Source organism: Salinirubellus salinus, assembly GCF_025231485.1.
Lineage (GTDB): Archaea > Halobacteriota > Halobacteria > Halobacteriales > Haloarculaceae > Salinirubellus > Salinirubellus salinus.
Genome location: NZ_CP104003.1, coordinates 2,847,953 through 2,865,936 on the forward strand (window position 1 = coordinate 2,847,953; position 17,984 = coordinate 2,865,936).

The following is a 17,984-nucleotide window of genomic DNA, read 5'->3' on the forward strand; positions in this document are numbered from 1 at the left end:
GTGTTCGTCGGTCGGGGGCCGAACGTCGGCCGGACTCGGCGGCCCGCCACCCGTCTCCAACGGTCACGGCACGAGTTCTTCGAGGTCGTCGGGGTCCTCGGGCGTCACCGGTGTCGCGCGTTCGCGGCAGCGCTCGAACAGGTCGACCGCCCACTCGTAGACGGTCTCGTCGTCGGTCACGAGGCCACCCTTAGCCACCCCCTGCTCGTCGGTCAGGTTGATGCCCACGGTCTCGTCGACGATACCGACCGACATCGGGACCTCCTCTGAGACGGAGATGTGGACCGTCTCCTCCTCGAGCATCTCGCTGAACTGTCGCGCGGCGGTCGGGTGGTCGAGGGTGACCTCCAGGACGCTGGGGGTGAGTACCATCTCGAGACGCGTGTCCCCGTGGACCGTCATCTCCCAGTGGTTCTCGACGAGGACGGGCGCGACCGTGGTCGCGACGCCGCGGAGGTGGTCGCCGGAGCGGTGGAACTCGAGCACTCGTCTGACGAACGCCGTCGCGTCACTCCCGTCGAGGACGACGACCTCGGCGTCGCGGAGGCACCGGACGTCGAACGGCACCGGGTCGACCGGCAGCCACTGCAGGGGCTCACGGAGGCGTCGTTCGGTCTCGACCTGGTCGAGCAGGTGGTCGAACTCGTCGTAGATCCACTCTCCCAGCGGCGTCGCGTCGTACTCCTGTCCTACCCCCTCGACCCAGTGGCGCTCGCCGAGTTCCCGGAGGATGCGTGCGATAGTCACCCGTGAAGCGTCGACCAGTTCCCCGATCTCGTGTCGACTGCGCGGTGCCTCCACGAGCGTCTCGAACACCGCCACTCGGTTCTCGGAGTTCGCGAGGAACGCGATGTCGTCGAGTGCCGTGTCCATCCTCGACAGAGGCACACAGTAGGTCAAGAAACTACTGTCGGCGTGGGTACGCGTGAAGAGACTATCTCTCGAAGGTGCACACCGCCTGCGGCGACGTCACGCCGGCCCGTCGCCGGGGGCCGACGGACGGCTGCGAGCACGAAGCCACTGCCGTGTTCACCCCAGGTACGACGAAGACACCGTGACGGCCGTGCCCCCAGTAGGCAGAGCACACATCGAGCACGCTCCGACCACCACGGCCAAGGCGAGACCCGGCGAAGGGAGTTCCTGAAGGGTCCCCCGTCCGGCACTCGACCTGCTACAGTCTTATGACGGATGGGTCCGAAGCCGACGTCGTGTCCGAGACCGACGTCGAATCCGAGCACGTACAGATCCTCCGCGAATCCATCGAGAAGCACAACGACCCCGACCGTCGCGACGAGTACCTCGAAGACTACAGCGAGGACCTCGCGCTCCACGGGGCGGACGCCGACGGCCTCGAGGAGCTGGAGGCGTTCTACCAGACGGTCTGGCAGGCCATCCCCGACCTCGAGGTGACCATCGAGCGGGCCATCGCCGACGGCGACGAGGTGGCGGTGCGCTACTCGTGGAGCGGGACCCACGCCGCCACCGGCGAGGAGGTCTCGCTCGACAGCGGCCTCACCTGGTACCGGTTCGAGGACGGCGAGATCGCAGAGCGCTGGGTCGCCTCCGGCACCGGCGGCGCCATCCGCGACATCGTCGAGCCCTGAGTCGGCGCCGACGGCCCGCGCGACCCGTGAGGGGACCACCGCGACTACCCACTCGTTGCGTCGGTCGCCGCATCCAGTCGCCACGAGACACCGAGCGCGTCGACCAGTCTGCGGTGGTCTCGAACGTGGACGAGCGACAGCGACTCGTTCGCGTTCGCGTCGTCGCCATCGAGCTCTTCCGGGTCGGGGACCGTCAGTCGGAACGTCGGCGTGTCGTCGTCGTCCATCCCGCCCAGTCGAACCGTCTGCGTGTCGAAGACCCGGTCGACGGCGTCCGCGGTGACCTCGAGGTCGGTCACGGCGGTCCGTTCGAGCCGAGCCTGTGGTTCCTCGAGCAGCCGGTCGTAGACGACGAGCGTGCCGTCGTACCCCCGGTACTCGACGGTCCCGTACCGGAGGTACCGCGAGGCCGCCCGGACACCGGCGAACAGGGCGACGACGCCGACGAAGACGAGGCCGACGGTCGTCGCGCCGAACGCGAGGAAGAACGCGGCCGCGAGGTAGACGACGAGGACGGGACTGGTGAGCGTGTACGTGACACCACGGTAGAGCGCATCGAGCAGTGCTGCGCCTCGCGGTGGCCGGTCGCACACCACGGGGGCGCCCGGCGGCACCTCGACAGGGACCGGTTCCGGTTCGGTCTCGGCACTCCCGTAGAGCCGGTAGAACAGCCCCCGAGCGTCGGGATCGCGTGCCACCTGGAGCCGTCGGAGGTCGTAGAGGAACTTCCCGACGACGAGGACCGCGAGGACGACCTCGCCGCTCACCGCGGCCCCCTGGAGTGGGCCGGCGACGAACAGCAGCGCACCGACGGCGAACAGCCGTCTGAACGGCACGAGGACGACCGATCGCGGCGAGTGCTCTCGGTACCCACCGCGGGCGAAGTACTCGCGAGCCGTCTCGACGCCTTCGGCGAGGAACACGCCGGCACCACCGAGCAGCAGCTGCTCGACGACCGGGGTCGTGATCGTCGGGTCGGTGAACGCGAAGACGAGGAACGCCGTGCCGACCTCGAGGGGGGCGAGGAAACCCGCCGTCAGGAGCAACGTCGGGACGTTCCGGAGGTAGACGGGCGGGAGCGGCCCGGGGAGCGAGACCGACCCGCGTTTCGTCTGGAGTGGGCCGAGGAGCCGGTCGTCCCCGTCGATCATGTTCCGGGGGCGCTTGGCGGCGAAGGGGATCTTCACGACGGCCCAGCAGACGACCGCCGCGATCTCGAGGACGAACACCCCGAGGACGACCGCGATCGGCCAGCCCAGCAGGAGGACACCGACCGGGACGACCAGCCCCGGGAGGAGGGTGGTGAACGGCAGCGAGCGGAGGGGGGCGGGACGCGACACACTGGGCGTTCACGGTGCGGGGACAAACAGCCCTGCGGTCGCCGCCGGTCACGATTCGAACACGGCGAGGCCGAGCGCCACAACCACGACTTGCCCGAGCCGTGCTGGCCGACTACGACGCCATGGCCGAACTCGAACCGAGACGGCACGCTGGGTGTTCGACAGCCGCGCCACCGCTCACACGGTCGTCGACGCGCGCTACGACCCGCTCGTCGGCGAGCAGCGTATCGAGAAGACCGACAGCGAGAACACGCCGCCGAGTTCGTTCCGATTCGATACCCCCGGCTGGACGGAGACGTTCACCGTCGAGGGGTTGCTGAACCGAATGCAGGAGTGAGCGCGGCGCTCTCGACAGTTTCGACCCCGCAGCCGAGTCGAGAGCTACAGCGACCCAAACATGACAGCTCGGACAGGTTGTTTGGCCCATAGAATAGTACCGAATCTGTCACTATTGCCAGCCCCCGAAAAACTCGAGGTACACAACAGTATTTAGAAGCTTTGGGAGTATAAGATTCGAGTAGTTCCACCAGGATTCGAACCTGGGTCGTTGCCCCCAGAAGGCAACAGGATTGGCCGCTACCCCATGGAACTGATCCGACATGTTTGCCAGCCCGCCTGCCTGCTGACAATCCTACGTAGCCTGCACAACTTTATGAACGTTGCGGAGTCAGTTACCCGGTTGGCGCGTGTCCGCCGCTACGCCGGGCGATGTTCCTGTCGGTGGCAGTTGGCACAGAGGACGACGCAGCGATCGACCTCGGCACGGACCTGCTCGACGGGTTTGGAGTCGCTGATGAGCCTGCCGACGCCATCGCGCTTCGTCTCGGGGGCTGGGTGGTGGAACTGGAGACAGCAACCCTCTGTCTCGCCACACTCGCGACAGCCGCGTCGTTGCTTGTAGTGGGGCGTCCAGGCACGGAGATAGGTCTCTTTGGTGAGGTCGGTCTCGTCCGGCCGGATAATGCCGATGGCTGCGTCCGTCCGAACAGTTGGGCCTGCGCTGTCGAGACAGGCGGGCTTTGCGTGGTGGGCCGGCCAGTGGCAGTTGGCACACCGGACCTCGCAGTGTTGGAGTTCGGCGTGGATGTCGGCGGCGGAGTAGCCGTAGGTGGCGAGGTCGGTGACGGCACGTTCCGTGGGGCCGACGTGGTGGAAGTCGAGGCAGGCGGGGTCTGCCTCGCCGCAGGCGGTACACCCAAGGGAGGCCTTGTAGATGTCGAGCCAGTCACGGAGGCGGCGTCGGCGGTCGAGACTCCGCTGGGCGTTCTCCTCGTGGTGGCGGTAGTGCCAGCGCTGGTCGACCGACATGGCGACCCACTCGGCGTCCGAGACGTCGAGGTGGGCGGGCTTGGGACCGACACGGGAGCCACGGTCGGCGGTCGTCTGTAGTTCGGCCAGCTCTTTGGCGGCGTTCCAGCCGTCGCAGATGCGGATGATGGTGGCCGACGCAGGTGTCAGCCCGAGGTCCTCGTACTGGGCTTTGCTGGGGGACTCACCGAGGTGGTCGGCGGCTCGTCTGAGGGCGGCCGCGCACTCGGCGGGAGTGTAGCTGTAGCGCGCGGTCCGGGCCTGTGTGGTGGTCGTAGTCGATGCGTCGCTCTGGACGAACCCCGGCGAACCCCGCAGAAGGTGATAGAGATGGGCTGCTGGATACAGAGGGTGTATCGGTCGTCTCTCGTCCCTATTGACCTCCTCCCGCGCCTGAAGACGCGGGAATCCCACCACGGGATTTCAGGCCGAGCGTGGCCCTACGGTTTCAAGACGCATACGTTCCAAGCGTCTCTTGCTTGGTAGCATCGGCTTGGCTGTCTTGTGGGGCGGTCAAACGCCCCCCATCCTCAGCCGAGTCATCGTCGTTCTCGTGTTCTCTGAAACGACTCTCTCCGCTGAGGTAGCGGTCTGCGATGTTCACCGCCCCGTTCACGTCCGCTTGGTACTCACCCATCCAACACGCATCGTTCGTACACTTGAACGTCGCCTGTCGTGGGCGGTATCCTACCTCACCGCACGCATGACACTCTTTCGAGGTGTTGCGCGGGTTCACCGTTTCGACAGGGATGCCCTTCTCGACGGCTTTGTAGCGTATCTGCGCGTGAAGTTTGGCGAATCCCCATCCGTGGAGACGGCGGTTCATGTACTCGCCGTAGTCCATCGACTCCCGTATATACGTCAGGTCTTCCAGAACAAGAACGGGATTCTCGACGGACTCGGCGTACTCCACGACTTCGCGGGTGACGCGGTGGAACACGTCGTCTATCTGGTTCCACAGGTCGTCCCCAAAGGACTCCGCGATGCACTCACTTCCGCGTGTCTGGAGTCGCCGTGTAGCGGTGAAGTATGTCTTACGGAGCCGACGGACGGTTTTGCCCTCGTCGGCCCACAGTTCGGGAGCGGTCGGAGAACCGTGCCTGTCGCGGTGACACACCGTGACGAGTGACGCTTCTCCAATATCGACTCCGATGGGCGTCCGTTCTTCGGCGGACACCTCGGAACCATCCTCTACGTCGCGGGTCGTGGTGACGTGGAGATACCACGTCCCATCTCGCTCGAATAGCCGACTCTCCCCCATCGTGGCGTCTCCCGCGTTCAACGCTTCCAACCAGTCCCGCTGTTCGGGATTCGGTTGTGCTGGCATCCAGAGGTGGTAGTCCTCGTGGTGCGGGATTTTGACGTACCACTCGATTGCGTTCTCGGGCTTGTGGTCGAGCCGTAGCCCTTCGTTCGTGAAGCGAACAGGGTGGTCGTCGTGAAGTTCGCCCGCGTTGTATGTCGTCGTGAGTTGCGGGACGTACTGTTTGAGCGCATTCTTCGCGTACCCGCTCAGGTCGTAGTTGATCACTACGTCGTTCGCTTGGGTCTGCGTGGTGCATCGGGCGTTGAACGCATCGTGAAGGGCCTGTTGGTACGCCTCTCGCGTCTCTCGGAGTTTCCTCCGCTTGTGCGCGTTCGGCTCTACCAGTTTGAGTTCCAGCGTCTTCGTGAGTTCAGTCACGAATCGTCCTCCTCGTGCCTCTGAATGTAGTTCATGACCGTTTCGCTGGATACGTGTCCCGCCGTTCCTGCGTAGTACCCGCGCGCCCATCCGATTTTCTCTCCGTCGTCGTCGGCGTAGCGGTGGTTGTACTTCCGCGAGGAAATACCCTTGAACCAGTTGGCGAGGAGAGATGGGGCGTGCTTCGGCGGGCTACTAACAAACAGGTGGATGTGATCGGGCTGAACGGTCAGGTCGAGTATTTCAAGACCCTTGTCGTCGGCTATTTCGTGGAGGATGGTTCGCACACGGTCTGCGACCTCGTTGACGAGTACCGACTGTCGGTACTTCGGCAACCACACGAGATGGTAGTTGAGATTGTAGGTCGCGTGACGTGTGGTCTTCATCCGTGTTGCACACTATGGGGTAACGTATCTTAATAATGGCGGTGAGTCGGTGGGAAATCCAGCCGTAGCGTCGTTGTCAGAGATGTACGCTATTGTCCGCTTGACCCCCGCCTAAAGACGGGGGTATGCGCTCGTAACTCTATCAACGTCAACACAGCGAGCTTCGACCTGCCGTAGCCGCTCTCGTCGTACGCGAAACCCGACTTCGACAACCTGGACTTCGAGACCAGCAGTTACAACGGGATGAAGGCGTACTTGCGTTCGAAAACGGCAAACCTCATGTGGACCTATGAACTCGCCCGGCGTCTCGAGGGAACGGGTATCACCGTCAACGCGGTCAACCCCGGCGACGCAGACACCCAACTCCAGCAGGAGTCACTGTCCGCAGCACCGCTCCCGATGCGAGTAATAGGTATCGTCATGACACCGCTGATGAGGCTTCTCATGGACGTGTCCCCCGAGAGCGCGGCGTACTCGTCGGTCCACGCAGCCACGTCGAACGAACTCACTGGGATGACTGGTCTCTACCTCGATACGAAGGGAAAACCCGACTCGTCGTCGTCGATCTCACGAGACGAAGGCCTGGCAGCCGACCTCTGGGAGATTGCCGCGAACCGGGTTGGCGTCGACTTGTATGGTGAACCGAGCGAAACTATGACCGGGGACGTGGTCACATAATATCCATTCGTTCACTGACCCGAACTGACCGCTCGCGAGAACAGTAGGCACGCTGTACCCGACTCAGGAATCGACGATATCGATTCGATTTATCTCCTAGTCGAAGGTTGGGATTTTTTCGACCCACTCACAGATGGCATCAAACTCGTGCACTCCGGCGCTTTCGGCGATACCTCGGAGTGTTCCGATACGGAGTTCGCTATGCAGCGGCACAGTCACCGGCGGTCTCCTTGATTCGTCGGATGTTCGTAGTGCAGTTTGGCGTGGTCGCCGGTCGTTCGTCGCCACTCGAACCTACCGACGTTGGCCAGTATCTTCAGTACCTCAATTCGAGAGAACGTTCGCCGCCCCGTCGATTCGTTGAGTACATCCGGCGGTTCTTGGTCGCCAGTGGTGTTGTTGGCGGGGTCGATACCCAGTGCACGAAGTTCCTCGTCTGTCGGTCCGTGTCGACGCCTTTCGCGATCCAACAGCCGTCCTCTTGGCAGAGACGAACCTCGCCATCGTCGGCGTCGCCATTCCGAACCGAACTGGCCATTTCACTCGTAGTTCCGGATGAACTGATACGCAGTCGGCATACCCCTCTCGCAGCGAAGACGAACACGAAACCTCTCCAGGCAGACGCTCATCTCGGGTGATTGGTGACCGGCTCGCGCACTCGATACAGCGCGGTCGCCGGAACCTACTCGAACTCTGCCAGTAGCGACGTGAGCGATACAGAGGGCAGATTCCTCGAACTCGGGTGGTTGCTGTCGTTTAGGGGGGCATCGTGGGTCTGTTGCCGTCCTGGTCGTCGAACTCGTTGTGAGGGTAGGGGTGGGGAGATTTCAGACCTGCGGCCCGGCCAATCGCAGCGAGAACGGGAAACAGGACACGCTGGAGAGATCGTGGCGGTTGCGCTGGAACGACTACGTCCGGATACGTCTGGGCTAACAGGACCGTCTGAAGAAGACCGGTCACGCCGGATAGTTCACCGACCGCATGGACGGCAGCAAACCGCGCGGTCAGAGCCTCCCGCCAGTGGCCGGGCGGTGTCACTTCGCGTCTGAAGTGGGCCGTCTCCGACTCGGTGTACGACACGTGAGGTGTCCCCGGTGGAATGACTACTTCCTCTCCGGCTCTGACAGTATGCTTCTCCCCGTCTCTTTCGACGATCAGCCGTCCCGCACGAACCTCGAACCGTTCCTCGGTGTCGGGGTGATAGTGTATCGGTGGTGGATCGAGTTTCGCCGGCCGCGTTTCGTCCCAGACCAGCCGCTCATCGTTGGACGCGGACTCGTCAAACTCGATTCGCTCACCGGTCACCGGGTTCTCGATCTCCGGGGGAAGATACATAACACGTACTCTGACTGGGGCGTGTTAGCTATTGGCATTGCAGGCGCCGAGGACTACGCACCCTCTATTCAACACGGCCTCAGAAACCCACTCATTTCCTGTCAAAAGAAGGGGCACAACATACAGAGACCCTACTCAGCACCGAGGGTATCGTCACAAGACAGGCGGTACAAGTAGTCAGACCGCATGAAGAGGCTCAGAACTCAGAATAACAGTACGAGCAGCAAAGCGATGGAAATTCCTAATCACCCAGATATGTGGTCTGTGAGACAACACATACACTTATGTGTCATTCCAATTAGAAGAGTTCACAGCCACGTTCTGGATGAAAGGAGAACCCGTCCACGAGACAGCTCGTGTCTGGGATACGGCCCACTGCCGAGCACGATACCCAGAGAACACATGATGATGGATAAAACCGCACGGCTCGACGGCATCTCGCGCAGAAAACTACTGAAAGCTAGTGCGGTCGGCGTCGGCTCGCTGGGGCTGGCAGGGTGCACGAGTGCCAACACTCCACAGGACGTTCCAACTCTGGCAGGTTCTGTCCCAGAATTGGACCTCGACACGTTGCAGGCTGAAACGCCTGCAGGGACCATCACGGCTGAGCAGATTTGGGCGGAGAACACGTACGTCGGCGCAGTTGACGAAGAACTGTACATCGGGATTTCGTTTCCAGAGGACCCCAAGACGGCACAGGAGGCCACAGTCTACCTGTGCGATGGTGAAATGGCCGAGTACCTGACTGGTGAGGTCAGGGCCGGGACGAATATGCTCGAGGGGGAATTGCTGGACATCGAGTTGTCGTTCGATGATGGTGTTGTGAGCGGGGTGGTGATCCAAGACGGCGAGGAGCCCCGGCCGTTCGTCGCGAACGAAGCCACCGGCGATGCAGGTCTATACTCGGCAGAGTTCACCTTCGAAAGCGATGAATATCGACCGTACTGGATCGTCCTCGCCGACGGCAGCCAACGAGGGCAGGCTTGCTGGCGGTGCTGTGGCCGGATCTGCACTATCTGTTGTTGTGCTCCCGGCTCGTGCTTAGTCCAGAAGTCAGTGACCCACGACTGAACTCGTGGGCTTGTCAGTGGACTCCCCTTCTGCCGTCGCTTTGACGGAGGCGTGGAAATCGCCATTCAGGTTCAACATCCCTGACGTCAGCGCACACTGACAGGGTGCGCCTCCACCCGAAGACGTCTGCCCCGAGTGGAGTCGCTTGAGCAGTTTCCGAGCAATGTTCTTGCTCGCATTATAATCCGCGTTCAGTTCATACTCGCACTTCTGACACACGAACTGGTGTTTCGACCGCCGATTGCTCTCGTGGGTAAACCCACACGACGAACACCGCTGCGACGTGTACGCAGGACTCACCTGCTCGACCTCGATGCCGTACATCTCGGCTTTGTATTCGACGTACTGGTAGAGACGTCGAAATGTCCATGCGTGGAATCGCTTCGCACCAGCCATCCGCTTGCGAATATCAGTCAAGTTCTCGAACGCAACGTGGGTGCAGTCGTGGGCGTGGGCTTCTTCGAGAATCTTGTTCGAGGCGCGGTGCAGTTCGTCTTGCATCCAGCGGTGCTCACGGTCGTTCATCGACTGAATCGATAAGTGTGCCGACCGCGTTCCTGCCTGTTGCATCGACCCGCGAGTCTTCTCATACTCTCGGCGTCGATGATTCATCTCGTCGGCGTTCCCAACGAACGCGCCCGTGGAAGTCACGGCGAGCGAGCCGTCCACGTTCAGGTCAACACCAAGGACTGTTCTGTGCTTGGCGTCTTCAGAAGGAGTCGTGGACTGCTCTTGCTCACTCGTTCGGCGCATCCGTGCGTGGAGGTAGAACGACTCTGTGGAGCGGTCGTACTGCAACGTGGACATCCGGAACTCGTAGTCTTCGTTCAGTAGGTACTCACCAATCGGTGTCTCCTCGGCTTCGGCGGGAAGCACGTAGTCACACTCGACGCGACCGTTCACTGTCGAGAGCGAGACGTGGTCGCGGTGGAACGTCGCACTTCGCTTGTCGTAGACGACGCTCCACGCATCGAAGTGTGGCTGACTTGTCTTCTCACCTTTCTTGAGTCGGGCGACACCGCTTTTTGTGGCCTCGATAGCACGCCGAATCCCTTTCTGGACGAGGTTCGCAGTCAACGCCGTCTCGTTGCGGAGTTGGTCGTAGAGGGCGTTCTCGGCTGTCTGTTTCGAGGTCACGCAGTGGTCGTTCGGGTATCGCCACGCCCACTCTGCGGTGGTGTTCGCACAGTGGAGGAACTGGGTTTTGGTCTGATGGAGGTCGTCGCACCGCTCGTCAGGTACATCGAGTTTGACCTTGACGGTGCGAATCACGTCCATCGTTAGTTCACATATCGAAGTGCTTCTTTAATATAATTCGGGTTAGCGTGGGGGAGTCGGACTACTATCGCTCGTGGGTTGTTTCGAGCCTTGTCGGATTCCTCCCACGGCTCAAGCCGTGGGCTTCCTCCTTGCATCTATGTGAAGGTGCCTGCGTATCTTCCATGAGCGTGTATTCCTCTTCGAATCAGGATACCCGATTCATCGGCATGCAAGTGGTCCAGACTCCACGAACCACATGATGTACGCGGATTGAATGCCCTCTACGGCGAGCGAACGGTCCACAATAGTAGCTCGGCGTGATTGGTGACCACTCGCGCCCTCTATGCAGCACGGGGCGACCCAACCATTCAGGGCCTGACAGTCTCGACGTGACCGACACAGAGGCTGCAGATAGTGGTGCGGAGACGTTTTTGTGTCCTCTTCGAACTATTCCGGGAGCCGAGGTCGGTGTTCAGCGTGAAAGATTGCATCTCGCTATTCGTGAGGAACTCGTCGGGAACTCCGGTTGAACTCCACCGTTACGACTCCCCTCAGCGCACCGTCTCGATAATTATTAACGGATGCTGGTGCGCATCCCGGCGTTTGCCGTCCGCACACGCCGAGATATATGAAATAATAATGTTCGGTAATGTTAAGTCAGGCAATTTACACACACAATACATGAGCGCTGGTGGCGGGCACGGGATGAGACTGAGTGCGTGGACGAACACCGTCGCTGGGCGTGTAGATAGCACGGTGGGACAGTCATGAGTGACCAACTGCCATCTCGGCGGCGGGTCCTCCAGCTGGTCGGTGCTGGCGCTGTCGGAGGGTTCGCTGGGTGTAGTCAGACGAGTTCGACCGAGACGCCCAGCGCTACCCCGCGGGGAGCGACAGACACGCCGACCGACACACCGACGAGCGCGCCGACGGACACCCCGACGGAGACGCCCACCGAGACGTCGTCACCGACGCCCGAGGAGTGCACTGAGGTCGGCGGCACCGTCGAGGCGGGGACCACGTTCGACGGCTGTTACCTCGTCACCGACACGCTCGACGTCGCCTCGGGGACGCTAACAATCACGGCCGGTTCGGAACTGGTGTTCACCCGTGGGACCGGGATGGAGGTGCGCTCGAAGGGTGTCCTCGTGGCGCAGGGAACCGAGAGTGACCCCGTCACGATGCGCGGTGAGACCGAGGACAAGGGGTACTGGGACGGCGTCGCGATCCACTCACGGAAGCCCGCGAACACGATGCAGTACGTCGAACTCTCGTCGGCCGGAGGGAGTCGCTGGGACCCGTGCTGCCCGCGGGCGACCAGTAAGGCTGGCCTCAACGTCTGGGACGACGGCATCGTGACCGTCCAGCACTGCACGTTCGCCGGCAACGCACGCTACGGGCTCGCGGCGACGTCGAGTGCAGACCTCCGGGACTTCTCCGCGAACACGTTCGCCGACAACGGTCGGGCACCGATGGCGACGACGACCGACAACCTCGACGCGCTCGACACCGAGACGGAGTACGGCGATGGACCGGTCGACGTCCGGGCCAGGAACGTGTCGGACTCCGGAACCTGGCGGCACATCGGCACCGCGTACCGGATGTATGGCCGCCCGGAGATCGTCGACGACGCCGTCGTCACGGTCGAGGCCGGATCCGTGTTCACCTTCGCCGAAGACGCTGGCATCCGGGTGGCTTCGGGGACACTCTCCGTTGAGGGGAGTGAGGATGCGCCGGTAGTGATGCGTGGGACGACGCCAGTCTCCGGTTTCTGGCGTGGTCTCTCGATCCAGTCGAAGAAACCGGACAATCGGCTGCAGTTCCTCGACATCGCCCACGGTGGCTCCGGGAACTGGGACCCGTGCTGTCCCAACAACTCCGCCCCGGCGAACGTCAACGTCTTCGACGACGCCATCGCCTCGATCGTGAACGTGACTTTCTCCGACAGTTCGAACTACGGCATGCTCCTCTCTTCGGGCAGTGAACTCGTGGAGTTCGCGCGCAACACGTTCCGGAACAACGAGGAGGCGAGCGTCTGGCTCACGGCGAACAACCTCGGCGTACTCGACGCGGCGACCTCCTACGACGGCGACGACGACGCACCGGTCGTCGTCCGGGGCAACGACGTGACCGAGGACGCGACCTGGAAGTCTCTCGACACGAACCACGTGGTCGAGAAGAACTCGACCATCACCGTCACCGGCGACGCCAGCGTCACGGTCGATGTCGGCGCGGACTTCCACTTCCGAGAGGACGCGGGCCTGCTCGTCGAGGATGGGGCCAGCCTCTCGGCGATCGGTGACCCGGCGGACCTCATCGTCTTCGAGGGAACCACCGAAGCAGCCGGGTGGTGGAAGGGTATCGCCTTCACCTCGCCCAGCACCGGGAACGAGATAGCGCACACGACGATCGAAGACGGCGGCAGCGGCAAGTGGGACCCCTGCTGTCCCAACCAGAGCCGCAACGCGTGCATCAACGTCTTCGACGGCGGCTACCTGAACCTCCACGACTCGTTCGTTGTCAACTCCGAGAACTACGCCACGTGGGTCGACGGGAGCTCCACGCTCGACAGAAGCGACAACACGCTGATGGACCCGGCCGGCTCGGCCTGAGCGCCGGACGGAACGAAGCGACCGTAGGCCAGCGTTCGTCTGGCCGCTCGCTTCCGTCGACGTCGCTCTCACTACACGAGCCAGGTCCGAGAGCGCGTTCGACCTCCCGAAACGGTCGACGTGGTGGGGCACCAGATCGTAATGGAATAGAATCGCGCCCTCTATCCAGCACGGTCGCCAGAACTTGGTCGGATCCTGGCAGCAACACCCTGCTGGATACAGAGGGTGTATTCAGCAGCCCGGACATCTTATTGGAAATTCAGAAAATAGTGTTATCAGACCCCGTATCCACGGAACTAACGAGTGGTACCTCCAGTTGGCGGCTTCGTGGCACTCTTCGGCTTGGCAGCATTCGCTTGCTTTGGCTCTCTGTGGCGTGTTCACCGCCTCGAAAATCCCGAAATCCGCCGAGGGCTCGCTGGGCTCCTCGTCACAAGCGGCCTCTGGGCTGCCATCGAAACCGTCCGTCTGATGATCGCTGCGCCAGAACTCAAGATCGGGCTTTATACTGTCGGTCTCGCCATCGGGCTCGCCACTGTCGGGGCATGGTTGTACTTCTGTTCGGCCTACGCCGGCCACGACTATCACCGACAGTCGCTGCTCCGAACGGGAGCGCTCAGTCTCTATCTCACCGTCGTCGTCGTCAAGCTCACCAACCCGCTCCACCAGCAGTATTTCTCCGCGAGCGTCCTCGAGATGCCGTACCCTCATCTCGTCGTCGAACTCCTGCCTCCTCACTGGATCGTCACCGGTATCGCGTATGCGCTCTCTGCCGTCGGGCTCTACATGTTGTACGATACCTTGCACACGTCCAGATACGCGACCGCCTCACTCGGGGTGGTCGTGTCACTGACGGCGTTGCCGGTCGGCCTGACTCTGGCGGGCCACATCTGGTCGACAGTCCTCCTCGAACTCAGCTACGAACCTGTCGGAGTCGCAGCATTCGCCGTCGGCGTGGTCTACTTCGTCGAGGAGAAATTCGTCGCAGTGCCCACGTTTGGTCGCCAGCAGGTTATCGACAATCTGTCCGACCCGGTGGTGCTGCTGGATCGGGAAGGAGAGGTTCAGGACTACAACCCTGCCGCTATACGGGCGTTTCCAGCGCTCGACGGTGAAGTTGGTCGGAGGCTCGAGATGGTTGCACCGGACCTCCTCGCGGCCAGCGACGAGAGAGGCGTTCTGACACTCACTCGCGACAGCCGCGACCGGTACTACGTGCGCAACGAGAGTCCAATCACCGTCGGGTCAGCTGCACTCGGGCGAGCACTCGTGTTCGTGAACGTGACAGACGTTGAGCAGCAACGTCAGGAGCTGGAGCGACAGAACGAGCAACTCGACGGGTTTGCAGATGCTATCAATCACGAGCTTCGGAACACGCTCGCCATCGTTCAAGGGAGTAACGAACTGGCGGCAACACGCCTCCCGCAGGATGCTGATCCAGTCGTGGCGGAGATGCTGGAGACGGTCGACCGGACGGCAGATCGGATGGCACGGGTCGTCGGGGACTTGTCGTTGCTCGCCCGTCACGGTCAGAGTTTGGATGCCGTGAGCGACTGTCCGTTTCAGGAGACGGTCGAGCGAGCGTGGCGAGATGTAGCCGTTGAGGGGCTCACACTGACGACCGACGGGGACGGTATCATCGAGGCGGATTATGATCGTCTCGTGGCGTTGCTAACGGAGGCGTTCCAATTCGCGGCGACGACGGACTCGACGACGGTGGCTATCAAATTACGCAATGACCAGGTCGTCGTAACGACCGACGGTGAGTCGATTCCAGCCAGAAAGAGCGCGGAGGCGTTCGAGTACAACGCCGCGGTACCCAGTGCCCAAGCAGGCATGGCACTGCCGAATATCATGATGTTGGCCCGCGTGCACGGATGGAGTGCCAACATCGATGCCGCGTACGAGGAGGGGGTGCGTCTCGTGGTCCGAGGCCTGTCGACTGAACGGGTATGATTGTCACTTAGTCTGTTGCTGGATGCTACGATATTGTGGGTTGTTTCGGCTACCTCGTTCGATTTGACCAGCTCTCGACTGATTTGGTATCGTGGCCGACTCACGCTCTCTATGCAGCACGACTGCCACAATGTACCCTCCACTGAGGAGCTCGACAGTGCCGGGTATCCCTGTTCACTTCGACGTATCCGCCGGTGTCTATGATCGCTGAAGCATGTCGACGCTGGCGGTGAATCTTGGTCAGGTCAGCGCCGTGGCCGAGTCAAGGCCGCCAGCGGTGACGCCCCGTGGGGATCCCGTCCGGTCGACCGGCTTGTCCGTCGACGCCACCGGCGTTAGCGTCGGGGTCGCTGTGAGCCCTCCGGCCTCCGATGGCCCCGTGAGCGCCACCGGAACACCGGGGGTTGCGACCAGAAATAGGAGGCCGAGGAGGAAGGCGACGACTGCCCCCGCGACGACGAGACGCCCGACAGGTCGGGCCATCGGCTCAGCCTCCAAGCAACGTCTCGAGGTCGGCCAGCGAGTCGAGCTCGGCAGCCGGATCGACAGCCGGGTCGATGTCGGCGTTGTGCTCGCGTCGTAGCAGCACCCCGTCGAGCCCGGCCCGCTCTGCGGCGAGCAGGTCGGTCTCGCGGTCGCCGACGTACAAGCCGTGGTCGGCACCGAGCGCCGCCACGGCCGCCTTCAGGTAGTGGGGATCGGGCTTGCGCCTGTGGAACCCCTCGACGCCGGGGTCCCGGCCGCGGACGAACGCGAACGGTGGCAGGTCGTGGTGGTCGACGACCGTCCGGACCACGCCGTCGTAGTTGTTGCTGACCAAGCCGAGTTGGTGGCGCTCTGCGAGCCCAGAGAGCGTCGCCACGTCGGCATAGCGCGTCCTCACGCCGGCTTCGACACGCTCGGCGAACCAGCGCTCGCTGTGACGCTCGCGGGTGTCGTAGAACGCCACCGGATCGACGCCGACGGCCTCACAGGCCTCGACGAACGCGCGATCGTACTCGTAGCCGGCGAGTCCCGCCCGCTCGGCGTCGGTGACCGTGAGGTCGTACTCCTCGAGCGTTCGCGTCAGTCCCGCCTCGTACCCGGTGGTGTCGTTGGCGTGCCCTTCCAGCAACACGCCGTCCATATCGAACAGGACGACGCGGTCCTCGCTCGTCACCGTACCAGCGCCCTCGTGTACGCCGAGAGGCTCTCGGTCGCGACGACCACGCCGAGGATGACGAGTAGCACCGTCGCGACCGACTGCCACGCGAAGGCGTTGACCGCCCGAAACAGCTGGACGCCGATCCCGCCCGCGCCGACGAACCCGAGGACGGTCGAGTCGCGGATGTTGATATCCCACCGGTAGATCGAGAGCCCGACCAGCGCGGGTTTCACCTGCGGGAGGATGCCGTAGAGCAACACCTGGACCGAGGACGCCCCGGCCGCACGAACCGCTTCCACCTGGCCGAAGTCGATCTCCTCGATCTCCTCGCCCAGCAGCTTTCCGAGGAAGCCGATCGAGCGGAAGGCGATGGCGACCGCCCCCGCCAGCGGTCCCGACCCGAACAGCACGACGAAGAACAGCGCCCAGATGATGGTGTTGACCGACCGGCTCACGGTCACGACGAGCTTTCCGAGCCAGAACGTTGCGGCGTTCGGCGTCGTGTTCTCGGCAGCGAGCAGCGCCACCGGAATCGAGAGCACCAGCGCGCCGATGGTCCCCAGCGCGGCGATCTGGATCGTCTCGATCAGCGGCCCGACGATTCGAGTGGTGTACGCCACGTCCGGCGGGTACATCCGGACGAGGAGGTCGCCGACCTCTCGGGGGATCGTCTCCGGTCTGACGATACCGATATCCATGAACTGCCAGGACCCGACCACGGCGACGGCGGCGACCACCGTGAGGACGAAGCGGCCGAGTCGCCGCCGGCGGTCGAACCGTTCCCAGCGGCGCTCGTCGGTCGCCATCAGTTGTACCTCCGTCGGACGACTGCGCTCACGCCTTCAGCTACCAGCACGACCGCGATGATCGACAGCAGGATGGCCGTGACGTACTGGTAGTCGTACCGGTTGAACGCGGTCAGAAGGACCGACCCGATCCCACCCGCACCGACGATACCGATGATGGTCGACGTGCGGATGTTGATGTCCCACCGGTACACCGAGAGCCCGGCGAACCGCGGGATGATCTGCGGGACGACCCCGTACAACAGCGTCTGCACCGGCGACGCTCCGGAGGCACGCACCGCGTCGACCGACCCCATATCGATGTCTTCCAAGTCCTCGGCCAGCAGCTTCGAGAAGAAGCCGACCGTCTTGAACGTAATCGTGAGGATGCCCGCGAGCGGCCCGAACCCGATGGCCTTGACCGCGATGATGGCGACGATGATGGCGTTGAACGCCCGGGAGACCGATATGAATCCTCGGTTGATCGCGTACAGCGGCTTCGGGGACAGGTTCTCCGCGGCCATGAACGCGATCGGGACGCTGAGGACGATGCCGGTGAGCGTCGAGACCATCGCCATCGCGACGCTCTCGAGCATCTTCTCGAGAATCCGCTCGGTCTGTCGCGGGGTCGCCGACGGGGGGAGAAAATCGCCCACCAGGGAGACGGCGCTCCCGAGCCCCTGTGCGATCCGTCCTGGGTCGGCGCCGACCCCGAACCCAGACCACACGAAGAAGCCGAGAATCCCCGCGTAGACCGCCCACTTGAGCTCTCGACGCCGAAAGACGGTCGGGCGCTCCCAGGTGCGTTCGCCGGCCGCCAC

Annotated in this window: 16 protein-coding genes, 1 tRNA gene and 2 pseudogenes; 6 read left to right on the top strand and 13 right to left on the bottom strand. The window is 62.9% G+C overall.

What is annotated here, in order from left to right:
- Positions 1-63 precede the first annotated feature (63 nt).
- Positions 64-873 carry a helix-turn-helix transcriptional regulator gene (locus N0B31_RS15000; protein WP_260592436.1) on the bottom strand — a complete coding sequence of 270 codons (810 nt, stop codon included), beginning with the start codon at positions 871-873 and terminating at the stop codon, positions 64-66.
- Between the two features lie 335 nt (positions 874-1,208).
- Between N0B31_RS15000 and N0B31_RS15005 the strand changes: the two genes are divergently transcribed.
- On the top strand, positions 1,209-1,604 hold the full coding sequence (locus N0B31_RS15005) for an ester cyclase (RefSeq protein WP_260592437.1): 396 nt from the start codon (positions 1,209-1,211) through the stop codon (positions 1,602-1,604).
- 44 nt (positions 1,605-1,648) lie between these two features.
- Here the strand turns inward: N0B31_RS15005 and N0B31_RS15010 are convergent, their stop codons facing one another.
- Positions 1,649-2,944 (bottom strand): DUF6498-containing protein, encoded by a 1,296-nt coding sequence (locus N0B31_RS15010; protein WP_260592438.1) that lies wholly within the window; start codon positions 2,942-2,944, stop codon positions 1,649-1,651.
- A 154-nt stretch (positions 2,945-3,098) separates the two neighbouring features.
- Here N0B31_RS15010 and N0B31_RS15015 point away from each other — a divergent pair, with 154 nt between their 5' ends.
- Positions 3,099-3,281, top strand: coding sequence for a hypothetical protein (locus N0B31_RS15015; RefSeq protein ID WP_260592439.1), 183 nt, complete (start codon positions 3,099-3,101; stop codon positions 3,279-3,281).
- A 181-nt stretch (positions 3,282-3,462) separates the two neighbouring features.
- On the opposite strand, the gene N0B31_RS15020 is transcribed toward N0B31_RS15015, so the two are convergent.
- The 4 genes from N0B31_RS15020 to tnpA all read right to left on the bottom strand — a co-directional run bounded on the left by N0B31_RS15020 (position 3,463) and on the right by tnpA (position 6,322).
- Positions 3,463-3,535 (bottom strand) — tRNA-Gln (locus N0B31_RS15020).
- Positions 3,536-3,640: 105 nt separating this feature from the next.
- Positions 3,641-4,669, bottom strand: coding sequence for a homing endonuclease associated repeat-containing protein (locus N0B31_RS15025; protein WP_260592440.1), 1,029 nt, complete (start codon positions 4,667-4,669; stop codon positions 3,641-3,643).
- 31 nt (positions 4,670-4,700) lie between these two features.
- Complete coding sequence (locus N0B31_RS15030) at positions 4,701-5,936, bottom strand: RNA-guided endonuclease InsQ/TnpB family protein (RefSeq protein WP_260592441.1); 1,236 nt, start codon at positions 5,934-5,936, stop codon at positions 4,701-4,703.
- Complete coding sequence (gene tnpA / locus N0B31_RS15035) at positions 5,933-6,322, bottom strand: IS200/IS605 family transposase (protein WP_260592442.1); 390 nt, start codon at positions 6,320-6,322, stop codon at positions 5,933-5,935. Before tnpA ends, N0B31_RS15030 begins: the two co-directional genes overlap by 4 nt.
- Positions 6,323-6,565: 243 nt before the next feature.
- Here tnpA and N0B31_RS15040 point away from each other — a divergent pair, with 243 nt between their 5' ends.
- Positions 6,566-7,000: an SDR family NAD(P)-dependent oxidoreductase gene (locus N0B31_RS15040; protein ID WP_260592443.1), complete on the top strand. Its 435-nt coding sequence runs from the start codon at positions 6,566-6,568 to the stop codon at positions 6,998-7,000.
- 96 nt (positions 7,001-7,096) lie between these two features.
- Here the strand turns inward: N0B31_RS15040 and N0B31_RS22620 are convergent.
- The 3 genes and pseudogenes from N0B31_RS22620 to N0B31_RS15045 form a co-directional block, all read right to left on the bottom strand.
- Positions 7,097-7,320: pseudogene (locus N0B31_RS22620) on the bottom strand (type II toxin-antitoxin system HicA family toxin).
- 39 nt (positions 7,321-7,359) lie between these two features.
- Positions 7,360-7,538 (bottom strand): annotated as a pseudogene (locus N0B31_RS22625) (type II toxin-antitoxin system HicB family antitoxin); the annotation flags it as partial.
- A 218-nt stretch (positions 7,539-7,756) separates the two neighbouring features.
- Positions 7,757-8,335 (bottom strand): cupin domain-containing protein, encoded by a 579-nt coding sequence (locus N0B31_RS15045; RefSeq protein WP_260592444.1) that lies wholly within the window; start codon positions 8,333-8,335, stop codon positions 7,757-7,759.
- Between the two features lie 402 nt (positions 8,336-8,737).
- On the opposite strand from N0B31_RS15045, the gene N0B31_RS15050 reads away from it, so the two are divergent.
- Complete coding sequence (locus N0B31_RS15050) at positions 8,738-9,406, top strand: twin-arginine translocation signal domain-containing protein (protein WP_260592445.1); 669 nt, start codon at positions 8,738-8,740, stop codon at positions 9,404-9,406.
- Here the strand turns inward: N0B31_RS15050 and N0B31_RS15055 are convergent.
- Positions 9,389-10,684 carry an RNA-guided endonuclease InsQ/TnpB family protein gene (locus N0B31_RS15055; protein WP_260592446.1) on the bottom strand — a complete coding sequence of 432 codons (1,296 nt, stop codon included), beginning with the start codon at positions 10,682-10,684 and terminating at the stop codon, positions 9,389-9,391. The two genes, N0B31_RS15050 and N0B31_RS15055, sit on opposite strands and share 18 nt — an antisense overlap.
- Before the next feature lie 749 nt (positions 10,685-11,433).
- Between N0B31_RS15055 and N0B31_RS15060 the strand changes: the two genes are divergently transcribed.
- Together N0B31_RS15060 and N0B31_RS15065 are read left to right on the top strand one after the other, a co-directional pair.
- Positions 11,434-13,278 (top strand): hypothetical protein, encoded by a 1,845-nt coding sequence (locus tag N0B31_RS15060; RefSeq protein ID WP_260592447.1) that lies wholly within the window; start codon positions 11,434-11,436, stop codon positions 13,276-13,278.
- A 327-nt stretch (positions 13,279-13,605) separates the two neighbouring features.
- Positions 13,606-15,234 (top strand): sensor histidine kinase, encoded by a 1,629-nt coding sequence (locus N0B31_RS15065; protein WP_260592448.1) that lies wholly within the window; start codon positions 13,606-13,608, stop codon positions 15,232-15,234.
- 487 nt (positions 15,235-15,721) lie between these two features.
- Here N0B31_RS15065 and N0B31_RS15070 read toward each other — a convergent pair whose 3' ends face one another.
- Genes N0B31_RS15070 through phnE (N0B31_RS15080) form a run of 3 tightly spaced genes read right to left on the bottom strand, consistent with a single transcriptional unit; the run spans position 15,722 to position 17,984 of the window.
- The gene (locus N0B31_RS15070) at positions 15,722-16,393 is read right to left on the bottom strand and encodes an HAD family hydrolase (protein WP_260592449.1); all 672 of its coding nucleotides are present in this window, start codon (positions 16,391-16,393) and stop codon (positions 15,722-15,724) included.
- On the bottom strand, positions 16,390-17,184 hold the full coding sequence (phnE, locus tag N0B31_RS15075; RefSeq protein ID WP_260592450.1) for a phosphonate ABC transporter, permease protein PhnE: 795 nt from the start codon (positions 17,182-17,184) through the stop codon (positions 16,390-16,392). The genes N0B31_RS15070 and phnE (N0B31_RS15075) overlap by 4 nt, the downstream gene beginning before the upstream one ends.
- The gene (gene phnE / locus N0B31_RS15080) at positions 17,184-17,984 is read right to left on the bottom strand and encodes a phosphonate ABC transporter, permease protein PhnE (protein ID WP_260592451.1); all 801 of its coding nucleotides are present in this window, start codon (positions 17,982-17,984) and stop codon (positions 17,184-17,186) included. Before phnE (N0B31_RS15080) ends, phnE (N0B31_RS15075) begins: the two co-directional genes overlap by 1 nt.

Coding starts and splice junctions, on each gene's coding strand:
- N0B31_RS15000 (WP_260592436.1), bottom strand. CDS start 873: ATGGACACGGCACTCGACGACATCGCGTTCCTCGCGAACTCCGAGAAC.
- tnpA (WP_260592442.1), bottom strand. CDS start 6,322: ATGAAGACCACACGTCACGCGACCTACAATCTCAACTACCATCTCGTG.
- N0B31_RS15040 (WP_260592443.1), top strand. CDS start 6,566: ATGAAGGCGTACTTGCGTTCGAAAACGGCAAACCTCATGTGGACCTAT.
- N0B31_RS15045 (WP_260592444.1), bottom strand. CDS start 8,335: ATGTATCTTCCCCCGGAGATCGAGAACCCGGTGACCGGTGAGCGAATC.
- N0B31_RS15050 (WP_260592445.1), top strand. CDS start 8,738: ATGATGATGGATAAAACCGCACGGCTCGACGGCATCTCGCGCAGAAAA.
- N0B31_RS15055 (WP_260592446.1), bottom strand. CDS start 10,684: ATGGACGTGATTCGCACCGTCAAGGTCAAACTCGATGTACCTGACGAG.
- N0B31_RS15060 (WP_260592447.1), top strand. CDS start 11,434: ATGAGTGACCAACTGCCATCTCGGCGGCGGGTCCTCCAGCTGGTCGGT.
- phnE (WP_260592450.1), bottom strand. CDS start 17,184: ATGGCGACCGACGAGCGCCGCTGGGAACGGTTCGACCGCCGGCGGCGA.